The following is a 16,310-nucleotide window of genomic DNA, read 5'->3' as shown; positions in this document are numbered from 1 at the left end:
CTATATCAATTGTAAATTTTCAAATAAAAGTCACCCTCGTTTTTAGTAGCGTACAGTACATTTTTGGCAAACTCAGCAGGCAATTCTACACTGGATAGGTGGTTGGCTTGTAATTGCACGTGCCGGGTTCGGGGTATGCGGGCAGCCATAAATTCGCCGTCAGCTGGTGTGGTTACTTCGTCGAGGGTGCCGCTGATGATAAGGGTAGGTACGCGCAGGTTTGGAAGTTCCTCCCTGAAGTCTGCATCGCGCACGGCAGCGCAATTAGCAATGTATCCTTGCAACGATGTCTGCTCGAATTTCTCCAGCACGGCATCAACTATAGCTTTATGCGTCTCCCTGAATTCAGGGGTAAACCAGCGCTGTGCCGTTCCATCTAAAATACTTTGCAAGCCATGTTCTTTTACCTGATCTATACGTGCGTTCCAGCCGTTTTCTGTTCCGATCCTGGCTGCAGTGTTGGCGATAATGATCTTTTTAAAGCGCTCCGGGTAATGAATGCCCAGCCATTGCCCGATCAGTCCGCCCATAGACAAGCCGCAGAAGTAAACTTTGCCTAACTTTAAATGGTCCAGCAGGGCAATTACATCCTGGCCCAGCTCAGCTATAGTTACCTTGTCAGAGTGTATAGAACTTTGCCCGTGCCCACGTGTATCATAGCGCAACACATTCAGGTGCGGGCTTATATATTCCACTACTTTATCCCACATGCTCTGGTCAGTGCCCAGCGAATTTGAGAACACAATGGTATCGTCATGCCCCTCCTCCTGAAAGGTATAAAAGCACTCGTTATCAGCTATTTTTATAGTTGGCATAGGTTATTTTAATTCTACTTTAGAACTATACTTTTTACGGGCGCACTGCCGGTGTTCTTTAGTTTTGCAGGTAAGTAAAGGAGATGAATCTGTAAACTATAAATTCATCTCCCTTTAGCCTTAAGCCTGTGCTACCCCATGTGTGCGATGAATATCTGCTGAAAAGACCCCTTCCTTCTCTTTGTGTATCTCAAAATCAAAATCTATAGAAGCAAACGGCTCGTCTATGTTGAATTTCTCTTTGGCTTCGGCAGCAGTGTAGCGGGTAATGTGCGGCACCAGTTCTTCGCGGGAGGCAAAGGCAAAATCATCCCAGATAAGCGGGTCGCCTTCAATGTTGATCTGCGTGGTGAGTTTGCGGTAACCATTAGCCGTTACAAAAAAGTGAATATGGGCCGGACGGCTGCCGTGGCGGCCAATAGCTTTCAGTAGCTGGTCGGTAGCGCCACCCGGAGGACAACTATAGCCAACCGGTAAAATACTCTTGAACCTGTACCTGCCATTTTCATCGGTTATGATGGCCCGGCGGAGGTTAAATGGCGGCTGAGACGAATCGAAAATTGAATACATACCTTTGAGGTTGCAATGCCATACTTCCACTTTCGCGTTTGGTACCGGTTTTCCATCTTCGTCGCGCACCTGCCCCTGCATGTACAGTCGTTCACCACCTACTTCCGGTTCTGTTTCTAGCTCGGCGTAACCAAACGATTCCGGTGCACCCGGTACGTAAAGCGGCCCTTCTATCGTTCTTGGCGTTCCGCCTGTTATACCAGCTTTGGCTTCTGCTTCGTCCATGCGCAGGTCCAGGAAATGCTCCAGCCCTATGCCGGCTACTACCAGTCCCCATTCGTTGTTTTTACCGGTTAAGGTAAGCCAGTCTACAGCTTTCCATATCTCTTCCGGCTGAATGTCCAGGTCCTCGATGGCATAGAACAGATCGCGGGTAAGGCGGTTCACAATTTCTTTGATGCGCTCAGAGCCATGGCCCTGCACCTCAGTGGATTTAATTCGTTCGATAACGGCGTCTATCTGACTTCTTTCCATGGTCGTAAAGTTTGAGAGTTATAGTTTAGATTGTTTTAAGGTGCTTGGTTAGTGAGCTTCTTCTTCGTTTTTGATGGAAGAATAATGCTGGCAAAGTGCGGTAACTTCTACCTGCATAAAAGGGTAAAGCGGGAGCGACATAAGGATGTCGTGCAGTTCGCCGGCGCTGGCTACGTTAAATATGCTAATGTTGGCATACTTACCGGCAATGCGCCAGATGTGCGTCCATTTGCCCTGCCGCTGCAGGTCCTGCGAGAGTGCTTTTTCCTTTGCTTTCAGGTCATCCACATAGGTCTTATCCAGATCTAGGGGGATGTTCACGGTCATGTGTACATGAAATATCATAGCTTATTTTCTTTTATACTTTTCTACCTGCTGCATATCCAGCTCAATACCTAAGCCCGGCCCCTGCGGAATTTCCATCACGCCGTTGCTATAGTTTAGCCTGGTTTTCACGATATCGTCGGTGAGCAATAGCGGCCCGAAGAGCTCGGTGCCCCAATCCAACTTCGGTAGGGTGCTGAAAACATGTGCCGAAGCTACAGAACCAACAGTGCCTTCCAGCATGGTGCCACCATACAGACTAATGCCCGCTGCCTGTGCTATCGCTGCCTGCTTCTGGATGTTGATCAGCCCGCCTGCTTTGGCTATTTTTAAAGCAAACACACTGCCCGCCGCCAGTTTTGCAAGCTTAAAGGCGTCCGACACAGTTCCGGCAGCTTCATCAGCCATAATGGGCACTGTAAAGTATTGGGTCAGCCGGGCGAGGCCGTCGAAATTGGTTTTAAGGATAGGTTGTTCTATCAGGTCGATGCCGGCTTCCTGTAAGCGGGCAATGCCTTGTTTGGCTATACTTTCGGCCCAGGCCTGGTTCACATCAACAGTTACCATTACATCCGGACCAACCGCTTTTTTAATGGCAGCCACATGGGCTACATCGGTTTTCCAGTCGTTACGGCCTATTTTGAGTTTAAAAGCTTTGTGCCTGCCACTTTGCAGTAGGGTCTGTGCTTCCTGAATATCTTTCTCCGTGTCGCCGCTTGCCAGGGTCCAGAGCACAGGTAGGGTTTTGGTTACAGCGCCACCCAGTAAGGTAGCTACCGAAACACCCAGTCGTTTACCCTGTGCATCTAAAAGTGCTGTTTCGATGGCAGACTTTACAAAGTTGTTGCCCTTGATATGATAGTCCAGCAGAGCCATTATAGCGTTTATGCTCAGTGCAGATTTGCCTTGTAACAAGGGGGCAATGTAGGTATCGATGGTCAGCTTCATTCCTTCCGGCGATTCCTCTCCGTAGCTCAATCCACCTATAGTTGTTGCTTCACCAATTCCTTCAATGCCATCGCTGCAAAACAACTGCACAATTACCATCGTCTGGTTACGCATCACAGCCATCGACAAATGGTGCGGGCGTATCGTAGGCAGGTCTACAATAACAGCCTCAATCCGTTCTATCTTTATGTCTTCCATGTAATTAGCTGTACGAGTATACATCCAAAGTGAGCGTTCACTTACTTAGGAAAGTAACCACTCACTTAGTATTACAAATGTATTCGTACACAAGCCCCGGAAGTAGGACTATTGCGCTATTACCAAGACAAATCGAACATAAAAGATTTAAGTGCTCTTTACACCTATCTTTTTGCGGAATTCCTGTGGGGTTTGGCCGGTTCTTTTCTTAAAAAGGCGGGCGAAGTAAGCGGGGTCGTCAAAGCCGAGTTTGTAGGATACAGTTGCAATGTTGCTCTCCACATCCGATAGTGCTAACTGGGCTTTGGTAATAAAATAATCGATCAGGATATCTTTTGGCGATTTGCCAGCTATGCTTCTGCAAATGCGGCTAAGGTGTCCGGTGGAAATGAACAGGTCGCGGGCATATTCTTCCACACTTCTTTTATAAGATTCCTGTGCCCTGATGAGTTGCTGAAACCTGCGGAAATATACCTTACTGATGTTGGAAGACTCGTGAAAAGCATTTCTGCCGCCCAGCGACATGCGGTATAGTTGCACTAATAACTGGCCAACCAAATATTGCAGCATCAGAAGCCTGCCCGGAAACTGGCCGTTGTACTCATCCACACATTGTTGCATGGTTTTATATACTTCTGTGGTAACAGAATCTTCGGCATTGACGGCAACTATATGAACTTCTTCCATCCCAAAAATAACGTCGGCTTCGCGCTGCAGCATGTGTTCCAGTACCGTGTCTGCCAGGTTAATGATCCAACCGGTAACCTGTGTCAGATGTTTAAAGCCATGTTCCAGGTTGTTTGGCACAACTATAAAGGCCGGGCTTTCTATAGTTACTTTCGCTGTGCCATAATAAAATTCCGTCTGGCCGCTTTGTACCACAAAAATCTGCAGGAAATTATTGTGTGCATGTAGTTTTACCTGCCCCTGATGCTGCATGCCAATCTCCCCGAACGGATACACATGGATCAGCCCTTTCGCAAATTCGATGGTGTTGGTACCGTAAAGTCCTTTATAAAACCGTTTTTCCTGCATGTCTTAAAATGCAATATTTTACTGCAACATCCAAGCTTATACGTTGTTTGCAAGGTGTTTTTAAATGCGTAGCTTGGTTAACGGAAACAAAATAGTAGTGGCTAAAGCTGAGACGTAACCTACAAATTATGCCTGGCCCACCTAACTTACGTAAGTTATACTTTGCCTGAATTAAGACTGACTATGGAAATCGGAATTACCACCTTTGTTGAGAATACCCCGGACCCTGCCACCGGCAAACTGCTTAGCGCTTACGAACGGATGCAAAACCTGATGGAGGAAATAGCATTGGCAGACCAGGTAGGGTTGGATGTTTTTGCTATCGGAGAACACCACCGTCCTGATTTTATAGTTTCTTCGCCGGCTGTTGTATTGGCAGCTGCGGCTGTAAAAACTAATACTATAAAGCTGTCGAGTGCTGTTACGGTCTTAAGTTCCGATGACCCGGTTCGTGTTTTCCAGGATTTTGCCCATGTTGATCTTTTGTCGAAGGGCAGAGCGGAGATAATTGCCGGCCGAGGTTCTTTTATAGAGTCTTTCCCGCTTTTCGGCAACGATCTGAAAGACTATGACACCCTATTTTCTGAGAAACTGGAACTACTGCTGGCCCTGAATAAAAGTGAAAAAATAACCTGGGAAGGCAAACACCGGCCAGCTATAGATAACCGGGGCGTATACCCAAGACCTTACCAGCCGGAAATACCTATTTGGGTAGCCGTGGGTGGTACGCCGCAATCGGTGGTGCGTGCTGCAACGCTCGGGTTGCCTATGGCCCTGGCAATAATTGGCGGCGAGCCGGAGCGCTTTGTACCGTTCACTAACTTATACAAAGAAACTTACAAAAATGCCGGTCACGATCCTGCCAAACTACAGCTGGCTATCAATTCGCATGGGTTTGTGGCCGACGATGCCGAAAAAGCTGCAGCTATTTATTATGAGCCGTATGCGTATATGATGAGCAAACTTGGCCGCGAAAGAGGCTGGTCGCCGATGAACAAAGCACACTATGAAACGATGCGCGCACCTACAGGTTCTTTACTGGTTGGCGATCCGCAACAGGTAATTGATAAGATATTGTATGAACACGAGTTGTTCGGGAATACGCGTTTTCTGCTGCACATGAGCGTAGGCACACTGCCACATGCCAGCGTTATGCGCGCCATTGAGTTACTCGGAACTATAGTTGCACCTGCCGTTAAAAAGGCTGTTACAAAAGCATAATAGTTACAGCTCTTCTGTTCTCAGGCTGAGTTAGTTGCAACTATAGTTTTAATTGTGCATAAAACTCAAAACATATTGTATATACCAGCTGATCAACCTTTAATTGGCTTTCCAGATCAATTTTGAAAGTACGCTTTTAAGGCATCCTTAACTAGGATAAGCGGGTGTCAGGTAAAGGTTTTTCAGCGTTATTTTCGTACGGTTTCCCGATCAGCATTACTTCGTAGGCATTGCTAACGCCTTTCAGGTTAAGATAGCTGCAACTCACCGCATAGGGAGGGTTCCGGAGCAAGCGGTAAGCTATAGCTGAGATCACAAAGCTGTTATTTAGCTCTTTGGTGCATGCCTGCAGCCTAGCTGCTATGTTCACCGGAAAGCCCATCACGGTCAGGTTATTGCTAAGACCTATGCCCACATTCCCCACAATCACTTTCCCGACGTGCACGCCTATGCCCACTTCAAACGTATGGTTAAAGTAGGGCCGCATGTACGTATTGTTAAAAATCCTAAGGTCTGCCAGTATTTTCAGACCGGTAAGTACGGCCGCCTCAGTTGCCTTTTTAATGCTGCTGTTCAGCCCGTAAACGGCATATAATCCATCGCCGGCAGTGTCTATAATTTCACCACCGTACTGCGTGATCGCATTTTGGAAAAGAGCAAATATCCGGCGCATGATGTGGATGACATCGAACGGAAGATTTGATTCTATAAAGGGCGTAAAACTACGGATATCAATAAAAAAAAGAGCCAGTTTGCGCCGCTCCCCCATCACGGTTTTGGTGCTTTCTTCGTTGCTGTCGATAAAAATATAACGGTCCGTTTCGTCGCGTATCAGCCGTCGTACCTCCACTCCTTCGCCCTGCACAAAAGACTGACACGCCAGCCGCACGTTATCCGGAAACTTCTTTACATTTTTGATAGCGCGCTCGTAACTGGTAGGTGGGGTTAACTGCTCCTGCCCTTGCAGCACCAATACCCGGCAGGTAGTGCACTCTCCTTTGCCTCCACAGGCGTGGTAGTGAGGTATGCCGGCAGCCAGCGATGCCTGCAGTATCGTTTGCTTCTCGTCTATCGGTACTACTTTTTCACCATTAAAATGTACATGGTAGGGCATTGACTGTTGTAGTTATAGTTTGTTAACCGCTTTGTCTTTTACGAGGTGCTGATACTCCGGGTGTTTTTTCAGGTACGAGCGCATGTAAGGGCAAAGCGGAACTAACTGCAGCTTATTTTCTTCGATGTATTCAAGTACATATTTCGTCATAGCTGCCGCTATGCCACAGCCTTCCAGTTCTTTGGGCACTTCAGTATGCAGGATCGTTATTTCGCCGGGCTTACGTTTATAATCTATAAAAGCAGTATAGCCTTCTATAGTTGTCTCAAACCGGTGCTTTTCCGCATTATCTTCTACGCTTAAATCCATAGCTTTATCCGTTTTCAGGTGATGCTATCAGTTGGCTGGCCAGGTCCAGTTCTTCCTGCAGTATGGTATGCGGCCGGCCCGGGTAGATCTTTTTGGTAATTATAGCACCCAGTTTTTCCATCACGTTTACGGTCTCTTCCACCCTGCTTACGGGTACGTGTGGGTCAGGGTCTCCGGTGGTGATCAGGACAGGCGTACCGGCAAAGTCGCCTTTATACCTGGTCGGATCAACTTTCTCCCCGATCAGGCCGCCTGTAAAGATCAGAATACCGCCATACTTCCGGGCATGGCGGGAAGTATACTCTGAAGTAAGGCAAGCCCCCTGCGAGAAGCCACCAAAGTATAGATCTTCACTTTTAACGCCCTGCCCTAGTATACTTTTCACCAGTTCGTCCAGTTGCTCCAGCGCTGAGTCGAGGGCTGGTTGGTTCTGTGCTTCCGGGGCCATGAAACTATAGGGGTACCAGCTGTTATTTGTAGCCTGTGGAGCGTAAAGGGTGAAGTCCTGCACGGGCAGGTAGTTTGCCAGGTCCAGTATACTTTGGGCAGTAGCACCGCGCCCATGGATCAGTATCAGCGCCTTTCCTGTTTCCGACAAGGGCTTACCCTTCGTTATCACATCTTTTTTATGTGTATACATGATACATTTCAGTTTATAAAGTATGGGTGCTTCCGCCTACTTCAGGGTTACGAAAACGGAGCTGCGAACTGCCGGCTCCAGGTTGCGTGTTTTGTGTCCTTTGCCGGTAGTATCTTCCAGTAGCAAAACCTCCCCTGTTTCAAAGCGCCGTTTTTCACCCAGCGACGTTTCTATTTCAATGCCGCCATCCAGGAGAAATAAGTATTGCCTTGCCGGTGCATTATGAAAATCGTAATCATACGTTGATACCACCTTTCGGAAGATAATATCTACCACAGCTTCCGGGTCCGACAAGAAACCGATCTCGCCTTCTGAATTCAGGGGCCTTGAGAAATCCTCAAATCGGCTGTCACCATTTTCATCGGCATACACCCTTGTAATTGCAAAAGCATCCATACTATACTTTTTAACTTTTATAAAATGGCTGTGGCTCTAAACTATAGTTTAGTCAAGCTTTGGTAAAGATGCTGCAATCTCGGCTCTGCGTGCCTCGTACTGCGGCGGTAACAGCAAACCTGTTCCCAGTTTATCCCACGGCTCGTCGATGCCAAAACCAGGGTTGTCGGTCGCTATTTCGAACAATACACCACCTGGCTCACGGAAGTATAGCGAGTAAAAATAGTTCCGGTCTATCTTGTTGGTGATGTTGTAACCAAGCCCCGCAATCTTGTCATGGAAATGCATCAGCTCATCTTCGTTCTTTACCCGGAAGGCAATGTGGTGGTTGGTACCGGCTCCGCCAATGCCACGCGCTTCGTTTGGCAATTCTACCAGGTCTATGATGTTCGCTGTTTCGACGGCATCGGTGATGTAACGGTAACGGTTGCCGCTTTGCTCCTTCAAACTATAGCCAAAAATATCGGTCAATATTTTCGCTGTCTTTTCTTTGTTCTGTAGTGTGAGCGTAACGCCATGGAAGCCTTTTGTAGCCACTTCAGCTTTCACTTCATCGGTTTCCCAGGGTTTGCGGTTATCGCCTTTTTTCGGAATCACCAGTTCCAGCTTCAGGCCGTCGGGGTCCAGAAAGGTCAGGTATTTTTCTCCAAATTTTTCGGATGGTTTGTTATAGATCACATTGTACTTTTCGAAACGGTCGATCCAAAAATCAAAGCTGCCATCGGGCACAGAGTAGGCAATGTTGGTGGCCATACCGGTACCAGCGCTTCCACGTCGGGCACCTTCATAGGGGAAAAAGGTAAGTATAGTTCCCGCGCTACCTTTCTCATCCCCGAAATAGAAATGGTAGGTTCCAGGGTCATCGAAGTTTACCGTCTTTTTAAGAAAACGAAGCCCCAATACTTTGGTATAAAAATCTAAATTCTGTTTGGCCATACCTGCAATTGCCGTAATGTGGTGCAGGCCTAAAATTCTGTTTTCCATAGTTCTGTCATTAAATCAGCAAGTGCATCTTATCTACTGACTTGTAGTAGCTTACGCATAAAAACACAAGTGGTGCTTTAAAATTTATTTCGGAAACCACTTGCAGCTATAATTGTAAAATGCGGTCACAACTATAGCTGCACAACTATTAAAGTAAACCTGCTGCTGAAGACTATAGCTGGGAGCTATGCTTCTTACTCACCCAGTTGCAGTATATTATCATCCAGTCTCAGGTCTAGCATCAGATGGTTAGGGTCTATTCCGGCGCTTGCAGGTTTTTGTGGTACAGTTACTTTTATAGTTTGCTCCCCAGACCGGATGCGGTGCATTTTAAGATAAAGGGGTTGGTTTAAAGCTTTGCCCTCTTCATAAATACCCACTTCCAGCCAGTCATGCATCGGCACATCCTTTTCCTGACCCGTACTGTCAACTACAACCTTATGCGCCTGCACAGTAAGGGTTACCAACCAGTTGCCGGTCTTTGTTTGTTCTGCTGCAAATTGTTTTGTTTTAAGGCGCCAGTAGGTGTTCTCTTTAAACAGGTCGTGTAACAGGTACTGTAAGGAGTCCGGGGTAACGTTTTGTAGTTGCCGGTAAAGGTCGAGGGTAGTTGGCAATGGTAACTGTCCAGATACACGCTTTTGAAGAAACCCCCGAAGCGCATTATTTACTTTTTCTTTCCCGATGTACTTACCCAAGGCGTGCATGGCGAGTCCCGCTTTCCGGTAGTATAAAAATTCTTCATTGGCCTGCAGCAGAGATGGTGTTGCCAGGGAGCGCGGCATTTCGTAGGAGGAATGCAGATAGTTTACATATTGCTGCAAATGCCCATCGCCATAGTTCTTCTCCAGCACCTGCATCCCCGAATATACTGCCAGCCCTTCGATCAGCACGCCTGCTCCTTCTACACGGGCTGGAGTTAAACGGGCCAATCCCCACCACTGATGTGCCACTTCGTGCGCCATAATATAGTAGGGCAGGTCAAAACCATCCGGACTGTCATCGGGGTTCATCAGGGCATACTTTTCTCCGTAATATATAATGCCTGCATCAGCCGTTGCGCGCCCCCCGGATCCAGCACGCTCTACTACCGTGAAATGCTTAAAAGGGTAAGAACCAAATTGCTCAGTAAAATACCCTAGTGAAGCTTTTACACTCCGGAGTATCCGGTCTACATTTCGGTCATGGCCCGGGTGGTAGTAGATCCTGATTGCAACATCCTTCCACTTGCTTTGCCGCACAGCATACTTCCCGGATAAAATGGCGTACTCTCCCCCGATGGGCACATCTGTTTTGTAATGAAAGTAGTGGCGACCGTCTTTTGTCCAGGATTTCTGTAAAGCTCCCGGTGCCACAGCAACTTCATCTTTTACGGTACCAATTACCGCTTCAAAGGTACTCTGGTCTCTGCTGAAGGGCTTTTTTCGCGCCTGGGCATCATAAAGTGAAGGCAGTTCGGGCCGTGCGGGCAGTTTATATTTTTCACGAATGACGGCATCACTGATTTCGCGGTACTGTTGGTAGCCTATAGTTGGGAGCAGGTCATAATTTGTAAAGTAAGTACCATTTTTGATTATAAATTCGCCCGCGTTGCTATTCCGGAAACCCTGCTGTTTATAGTTTACCACAAAGTTTAACTGTAATGAATCTCCGGGCTGCAGGGCTTGCTTTAGCGCATAAATGTAATAGCTGAGTTCATCGTCTATCAACACACCGGCAACAGGCTGATCGAACTTAACCTGGGCAGGAACTATACCCGGAACGCCCCCCAAATGGATGGAATCTATAGCTACGGTATCGTTATTCACTAAAGTATACTTGGCCCGAATAGTTGCCCGTTGCTGGTCAGGGTATAACTCGATGTTTAGTTTTGTTGCCGTGAGCTGGGGCTGCGGCGTATTTCTATAGTTGCTATAGTGTTTTTCATATTCCGCCTTTCGTGCATTTATAGCAGTGCTTGTCAGGTACTCGTTCAGCACATGAGTATTGTAAAAGATGAAGCCGCCCAGGGTAAGTATAAGCCCCACACTAACTATAGCTGCCCATATTGTAGCATGCCTAAAACGGTGTTGGGCTATCTTCAGACGGTTTTTAAAACCTTGTTCACTACCACGTACCCAAAGCAAACGCGCCGCAACAGCCAGCAGCAATGCCCAGGCTGCCCAGTATACTTTAAACCATAGCCACGGCCCCAAAGTGTACCCGAACCCACGCATATCGGTGTACTGCCACCCCGGGTCTGCCCCAAAAATTAGCATGTTATGTTCTACCCCAAATGTGCCAGGAAAAGCCATAAAACTTAAAACCAACAACATGACCAGGTAACCGATGTATTTCTGATTTACGACTATATGTACTGTAAAAGCAAGCAGGGCAAAAAGCAGGTAGTTTATAAGCTGAAGACCGAAGAGAACCTGTAAGTAAAGGCCTATCTCCAGTTTACCATAACCCGATACCAGTTGCATCCCGATCCCTGTTACCAACAGCAGCAGCAGCCAGACAAAAACAAGCAGTGCTAACCCCAGAAACTTCCCTGCAAAGAGCACCCATTCAGGCACCGGCGTGGCATCCATCAAATCACCCAGGTTTGCATTCCGTTCACGCCAGATAAGCTCGCCACTGAAGTAAAGTATAAGGAGCGGAATAACCACCCAAGGTGTATTGACCTGGCTTACAGGTGCAACCAGGTACTCTAACACAAGCGGCGTGGTTGGCAACAGCGGAATATCAAATTGCGCCAGTATTTTATCACTGAATACCACGGAAACCAGGCTAATACCAGTAAGCAATGTGAGCCCGACAGGGTTAGCAGCAATTTTTCGGAATGATGCCCATGCAATCGTGATCGTTTGGTGTACATAAGTAGCAAAACGAAAATGTAATTGTACCTGCGGAACAGAAAGGGTATTGGCGCTAACTATAGATTTTGAATCTGCAGAGCTGTTTGCCTGTTGCAGCTTAGAGCGACGCTTAAAACGATTCCACCAGCTGCTTGTAACAGGATGAGCAAAACTGAAGCGGTAATAAGTAGTGCACAACACCCCGATAGCAACGCCCAGCCACAACACACGATTCCACAAAAATGTACCTTCCAGCATTACCAGGCGTGTATTCTTCTCAGCTGGCGTCCATGTTTGCAGTTCGTTTCCTATAATACCGGTAATACCAACAGGGTCCAGCAACTTTACCAGATCCCAGTTACCGAAGAGCTTTGCCACTGCCACTGCCATAATTTGTGCAACCAGCGCTAACAGCAGGCTGGCCACATAGCTGGTCATCACCTGGCGGCTAAGAGCTGCAAAAGAGAACTGTAATGCTGTGGCTACAAAAGCAGCGGGCAAAGCAATCAGAAAGTAGACATTTAAATATGCCAATGGCCTGAATGGTAATAATTCCTCCGGAGCTAAACCAGGCAGGTAAAAAGATAGCAGCACCCCAACCGGTAAGGCAAGTACAAGCAGGGCATTTACGGCAAAGGCAGCCAGAAACCGACCACCCAGGTATTGTAGTCTCGTGACCGGAGCCGTATAGGTCAGGGGATGAATCTGCAACTGTACGTCCCGGGCCGCTGCTTCTCCGGCTATGGCAGCAGCCATCACTAACCAGATAAGGCCACCAATAACTGTAATTGCGGTAATGTGGAAAGTATTGTTCGGATAAACACCATCTCCGGTGGTGACAACCAGGTTCATAAGAAGTGTGAACCCCAGCAAAACAGCCAGATACAACCAGATTGAAAGGTGCTTTACCTGGCAGCTGAGCTCAAACCGAAAAATTGTCCAGAGCTTCATCGTGCTAGCTCGGATTTATAGTTTCCGATGTGCCCGGCCATAGTCGTAAAGTAAACGTCTTCCAGGTCAGGGGCTACCAGTTCAAAACCATTGCCGGGGTTTTCTTCGGAGTAAATATGGATAACTGTTCGCCCACTCAGCAATTTGGTAGAGATAATGTTATACTCCTGCACCAGCCCGGGTAACTCATCTTTCCGGATAACGCGTCGCCAGATCATCCCATGTAGTTGTTCAACCGCTTTTAAGGGTTCTGCTTCCTGTAATATTTGCCCTTTGTTGATGATTGCCATACGGGTACAAAGTTCGCTTACATCTTCCACGATATGCGTCGATAAGATAACTACACTGTTCTCGCCCAACGCGCTTAACAGGTTAAGAAAGCGCACGCGTTCAGCCGGGTCCAGCCCCGCCGTTGGCTCATCCACGATCAATAGTTTCGGGTTGCCCAGCAGCGCCACAGCTACCCCAAACCGCTGTTTCATTCCACCGGAAAAGCTCCCCAATTTCTGCCTGCGCTTCTCCCAAAGGTTGGTCTGTTTCAATAAGGCTTCCACTACTTCTTTCCTGGCGGCCCGTGTTGTAATACCTTTAAGCACGGCAAAGTAATCCAGCAGGTCTTCGGCTTTCGCATTTGGATAAAGGCCAAACTCCTGTGGCAGGTAGCCCAGCGTCTGTCGTACTTCCTGTTGTTGGGTCAACACATTAATTTCATCCAGGTAAATACTTCCTGTATCCGGTTGCTGCAGGGTTGCAAGTGTGCGCATTAAAGTAGACTTGCCCGCCCCGTTCGGCCCCAGCAGGCCATACATACCATTCGGAATGGTGAGTGTTACATTTTTCAGAGCCTCTACTCCATTCGGGTAGGTTTTAGAAACGTTGGTAATCTGTAGTGTCATAGGTTTATTTTGTAACTATAGTTCTGATTTATGCTACCAGCCAAAAAAGCACCTTAGCCGAGCAAGCCATGGAAGCAGGTCAATCTGTATATAACTGCAAGCAACGCACTTACCAGCAGCAGAATAAAAGCCAGAAAGCCAACACTAATATATTACATGGTACTATGTTTTGCAAGCTACTGTAAAAATTATACGACACTTCTTATTTTTTGATCTGAATTCTTAGCTAATTATCTCTTGTAAAGATGTTTAATCTCTAAAACTATAACTTACACAAACAGCAAAGGCTCCCCGCATCAGGGAGCCTTTGTAGGTCAGTTTTAGAGTGGCAATGCCGTAGAACCGACAGCTGCGCCTTTACAGCTTGATTTTGTTATTTACTTCCTTCGCCGGGGTGGTAGGTTGCCTGGGCTCGTTTTTCTACATCTTCGCGGTAGTAGGCTACGTCTTTAAACTTCACATCGGCATACCGTTGGGCCTGGTCGTCGAAATGTGGGGAATTGGGGTCTCCGCTCTGGCCACCTGCCAGTAACGTTTTAGCTTTTACTTTATCGCCAAACTCTACCACGGCTACAAAGCTGTTACCCGATGTTCCGTAAAGCCGTTTTGTATTGTAAGACGTTGCACCGAACGAGGCCAGCGCCCCCCAGTTGCCGGAAGCCATCCCGATCGGTAAGCTTGGCAGGTTATCGTTAAAAGGCTGTTTTATAGCACCATTAATGCGCTGAAACCGGTTAATCTCGCCCCAGGGCGTATTCCACTTTCCAAAGTCGTTTTCCAGTTGGGCTATCGTTTGGCTAAAGATCTCCAGGCGCTCTTTTTCAGGGGCCACGTTGGTATAATATTCAAACCGTTGTATCAGGTTCAGGTCTTTGGGTGCACTGCCGTTCTTTGTTAAATTAGTGGCGTAAAAATGGGCCAGTGACATCGCCACCGATTCTTTGGAAACCGCATAATCCCAGTTACGCATCACTTCTATAGCAGCTTTTAACTTTGGGTCCGATGGTTTTTGCTTGTCATAGGCTTTTACAAGGCCTGGTATCAGCAATTCAAAGCCAGGAAGGTACGGATCGTAGGCAAGTTCAATTAACTTATCCAGCGTTAAATTTTCGGCTTTTTTAAGCAAACGTACCGCATGTATCCCCCTGAAATTTTCGGGAGCAGGTGCCATGTAGGCCGGGTAATCTTCTTTTTTAGGGCTATACTCGCCGGCACTGGTAAACGGGGTTGAGTTGCAGTTCTGGATCCAGCCATTTGGGGGGTTAATCACGCGTATTGTTTCTTCCAGTGGGTGCAGGCCGTTCCAGTCTGTTTTCGGGTTACTGCCATCCACCGGTTTGGAGTAATCAAAAGAGGTATCGCGTTTGGGGTAAAAGTTACCGTGGTAATAGGCAATGTTTCCGTCGGCATCAGCGTAAACGGTAGCATTAGAAGAATTGGTACGCATCTTCATCATCTCATTAAACTCCTTCAGGTTGGTTTGTTTGGTCCGGATGTAAGATTGCGTCAGGGCCTCTACTGGTTTCCACATGAGGGCTGTTGCCACCCATTTATCGCCGTTCTGGTGTGTGATGGGGCCGTGGTGCGTGCGGTATGTGGTAAAAGTTTTCTGCTTTACTTCTCCCCCATCTTTGTAAGCCAGTGTTATTTCAGAAGATATAACCGGCCGCAGTTCGGAACCATATTTATAGTATAGTTTGCCGTTTTCTTCCACTATAGTTTCTTCAAATTCATCGATCACATCGGCGTAGGCAGAAGTATGCATCCACCCCAGCTTATCGTTAAAACCTTGGTACACAAAAAACTGCCCCCAGGTAACGGCGCCATAGGCATTCAACCCTTCCTCGCTAACGGCATGCACTTCGCCCCTGAAAAAGAAAGAAGTATGCGGATTGATGAGCAGCATGGCATTGCCGGATGCGGTATGTTTCCCGGAAATCGTAAACCCGTTAGAGCCCTTTGGTTCTTCGAGGATAGCAGGGTGCACCAGGCCTGTTCCATAGTTGTTATAGCCTAATGATTTCCTGTTTTCGTAAAAGGCCTTTATCCTTTCAGTTGAAACACTTTCGATATCGCCACCAATAGAGCCTTCGGTAAAGTACATGGGCATCCAGGGTTCGAAACGGGTTAGGAGCTTAGGTTTTACCTCGGGGTGCGTGTGCAGGTAATAATTAATACCATCGGCATAGGCGTTGCAAAGCGCTTTCAGCCATTCGGGACTTTTGTTATAGTTCTGGATGGCTTCCTCTTTGGTCATGTATAGTTTTGCGCGAAGGTCGCTGTACAGCATTTCCTTTCCTTCTACTTCAGCCAGCCTGCCTATGGCCCACAGGTAGTTACGCTCTACCCGGTTAAAATCATCTTCGCATTGAGCATACAAAAGCCCGAAAACAGCATCCGCATCTGATTTGCCGTACACATGGGGCACCCCAAAATCATCCCGGATGATGGTAACACGCGCTGCCTGCTCCTCCCACTTCTTAACCTCGGTAGTTGAAACAGCCTGCTCGTTTGCAGCACACGAAAACAGGAACGCAATAAACAGGAAAACCGGCAATGTACGCTTTCTGAAGTAGTTCATAGGGTAATTAATGT

The 16,310-nt window shown here is 47.4% G+C and carries 14 protein-coding genes; 1 reads left to right on the top strand and 13 read right to left on the bottom strand.

Features of this window, described 5'->3' with window-relative positions:
* Nucleotides 1-5: 5 nt before the first annotated feature.
* The 5 genes from pcaD to GWO68_RS07240 all read right to left on the bottom strand — a co-directional run bounded on the left by pcaD (nt 6) and on the right by GWO68_RS07240 (nt 4,364).
* Complete coding sequence (gene pcaD, locus GWO68_RS07260; protein WP_162345761.1) at nt 6-815, bottom strand: 3-oxoadipate enol-lactonase; 810 nt, start codon at nt 813-815, stop codon at nt 6-8.
* A gap of 120 nt (nt 816-935) precedes the next feature.
* Nucleotides 936-1,859, bottom strand: a complete 924-nt coding sequence (gene catA / locus GWO68_RS07255) for a catechol 1,2-dioxygenase (RefSeq protein ID WP_162345760.1) — start codon at nt 1,857-1,859, stop codon at nt 936-938.
* Nucleotides 1,860-1,907: 48 nt separating this feature from the next.
* A complete protein-coding gene (gene catC, locus GWO68_RS07250) occupies nt 1,908-2,204 on the bottom strand; it encodes a muconolactone Delta-isomerase (protein WP_162345759.1) in 297 nt (98 codons plus the stop codon).
* Between the two features lie 3 nt (nt 2,205-2,207).
* Nucleotides 2,208-3,329: a muconate/chloromuconate family cycloisomerase gene (locus GWO68_RS07245; RefSeq protein ID WP_162345758.1), complete on the bottom strand. Its 1,122-nt coding sequence runs from the start codon at nt 3,327-3,329 to the stop codon at nt 2,208-2,210.
* A gap of 147 nt (nt 3,330-3,476) precedes the next feature.
* Nucleotides 3,477-4,364: an AraC family transcriptional regulator gene (locus GWO68_RS07240; protein WP_162345757.1), complete on the bottom strand. Its 888-nt coding sequence runs from the start codon at nt 4,362-4,364 to the stop codon at nt 3,477-3,479.
* A 183-nt stretch (nt 4,365-4,547) separates the two neighbouring features.
* On the opposite strand from GWO68_RS07240, the gene GWO68_RS07235 reads away from it, so the two are divergent.
* Entirely contained in the window at nt 4,548-5,585 is a 1,038-nt protein-coding gene (locus GWO68_RS07235; protein WP_162345756.1) for an LLM class flavin-dependent oxidoreductase, read from the top strand.
* A gap of 151 nt (nt 5,586-5,736) precedes the next feature.
* Here the strand turns inward: GWO68_RS07235 and GWO68_RS07230 are convergent, their stop codons facing one another.
* The 8 genes from GWO68_RS07230 to GWO68_RS07195 form a co-directional block, all read right to left on the bottom strand.
* Nucleotides 5,737-6,699, bottom strand: coding sequence for an adenylate/guanylate cyclase domain-containing protein (locus GWO68_RS07230; RefSeq protein ID WP_162345755.1), 963 nt, complete (start codon nt 6,697-6,699; stop codon nt 5,737-5,739).
* 12 nt (nt 6,700-6,711) lie between these two features.
* Entirely contained in the window at nt 6,712-7,008 is a 297-nt protein-coding gene (locus GWO68_RS07225) for a GNAT family N-acetyltransferase (RefSeq protein ID WP_162345754.1), read from the bottom strand.
* Nucleotides 7,009-7,012: 4 nt separating this feature from the next.
* Entirely contained in the window at nt 7,013-7,648 is a 636-nt protein-coding gene (locus GWO68_RS07220) for an alpha/beta hydrolase (RefSeq protein WP_162345753.1), read from the bottom strand.
* Between the two features lie 36 nt (nt 7,649-7,684).
* A complete protein-coding gene (locus GWO68_RS07215) occupies nt 7,685-8,044 on the bottom strand; it encodes a cupin domain-containing protein (protein ID WP_162345752.1) in 360 nt (119 codons plus the stop codon).
* A gap of 48 nt (nt 8,045-8,092) precedes the next feature.
* Entirely contained in the window at nt 8,093-9,028 is a 936-nt protein-coding gene (locus GWO68_RS07210; RefSeq protein ID WP_162345751.1) for a ring-cleaving dioxygenase, read from the bottom strand.
* 194 nt (nt 9,029-9,222) lie between these two features.
* On the bottom strand, nt 9,223-12,720 hold the full coding sequence (locus GWO68_RS07205; protein ID WP_235941977.1) for an ABC transporter permease/M1 family aminopeptidase: 3,498 nt from the start codon (nt 12,718-12,720) through the stop codon (nt 9,223-9,225).
* A gap of 95 nt (nt 12,721-12,815) precedes the next feature.
* Complete coding sequence (locus GWO68_RS07200) at nt 12,816-13,715, bottom strand: ABC transporter ATP-binding protein (protein ID WP_162345749.1); 900 nt, start codon at nt 13,713-13,715, stop codon at nt 12,816-12,818.
* Nucleotides 13,716-14,088: 373 nt separating this feature from the next.
* Nucleotides 14,089-16,296: an acylase gene (locus tag GWO68_RS07195; protein ID WP_162345748.1), complete on the bottom strand. Its 2,208-nt coding sequence runs from the start codon at nt 16,294-16,296 to the stop codon at nt 14,089-14,091.
* Nucleotides 16,297-16,310 lie beyond the last annotated feature (14 nt).

This window comes from Pontibacter fetidus (assembly GCF_010119545.1).
Lineage (GTDB): Bacteria > Bacteroidota > Bacteroidia > Cytophagales > Hymenobacteraceae > Pontibacter > Pontibacter fetidus.
Note: the sequence above shows the minus strand (reverse complement) of the source record. Positions and strands in the feature narration are given on the sequence as shown.

Bases quoted from the DNA above. Each gene is read 5' to 3' on its own strand.
- GWO68_RS07240 (WP_162345757.1), bottom strand. From the start codon at position 4,364: ATGCAGGAAAAACGGTTTTATAAAGGACTTTACGGTACCAACACCATC.
- GWO68_RS07195 (WP_162345748.1), bottom strand. From the start codon at position 16,296: ATGAACTACTTCAGAAAGCGTACATTGCCGGTTTTCCTGTTTATTGCG.
- GWO68_RS07205 (WP_235941977.1), bottom strand. From the start codon at position 12,720: ATGAACCTGGTTGTCACCACCGGAGATGGTGTTTATCCGAACAATACT.
- catC (WP_162345759.1), bottom strand. From the start codon at position 2,204: ATGATATTTCATGTACACATGACCGTGAACATCCCCCTAGATCTGGAT.
- GWO68_RS07215 (WP_162345752.1), bottom strand. From the start codon at position 8,044: ATGGATGCTTTTGCAATTACAAGGGTGTATGCCGATGAAAATGGTGAC.
- GWO68_RS07220 (WP_162345753.1), bottom strand. From the start codon at position 7,648: ATGTATACACATAAAAAAGATGTGATAACGAAGGGTAAGCCCTTGTCG.
- GWO68_RS07235 (WP_162345756.1), top strand. From the start codon at position 4,548: ATGGAAATCGGAATTACCACCTTTGTTGAGAATACCCCGGACCCTGCC.
- GWO68_RS07200 (WP_162345749.1), bottom strand. From the start codon at position 13,715: ATGACACTACAGATTACCAACGTTTCTAAAACCTACCCGAATGGAGTA.
- GWO68_RS07230 (WP_162345755.1), bottom strand. From the start codon at position 6,699: ATGCCCTACCATGTACATTTTAATGGTGAAAAAGTAGTACCGATAGAC.
- pcaD (WP_162345761.1), bottom strand. From the start codon at position 815: ATGCCAACTATAAAAATAGCTGATAACGAGTGCTTTTATACCTTTCAG.
- catA (WP_162345760.1), bottom strand. From the start codon at position 1,859: ATGGAAAGAAGTCAGATAGACGCCGTTATCGAACGAATTAAATCCACT.
- GWO68_RS07245 (WP_162345758.1), bottom strand. From the start codon at position 3,329: ATGGAAGACATAAAGATAGAACGGATTGAGGCTGTTATTGTAGACCTG.
- GWO68_RS07225 (WP_162345754.1), bottom strand. From the start codon at position 7,008: ATGGATTTAAGCGTAGAAGATAATGCGGAAAAGCACCGGTTTGAGACA.
- GWO68_RS07210 (WP_162345751.1), bottom strand. From the start codon at position 9,028: ATGGAAAACAGAATTTTAGGCCTGCACCACATTACGGCAATTGCAGGT.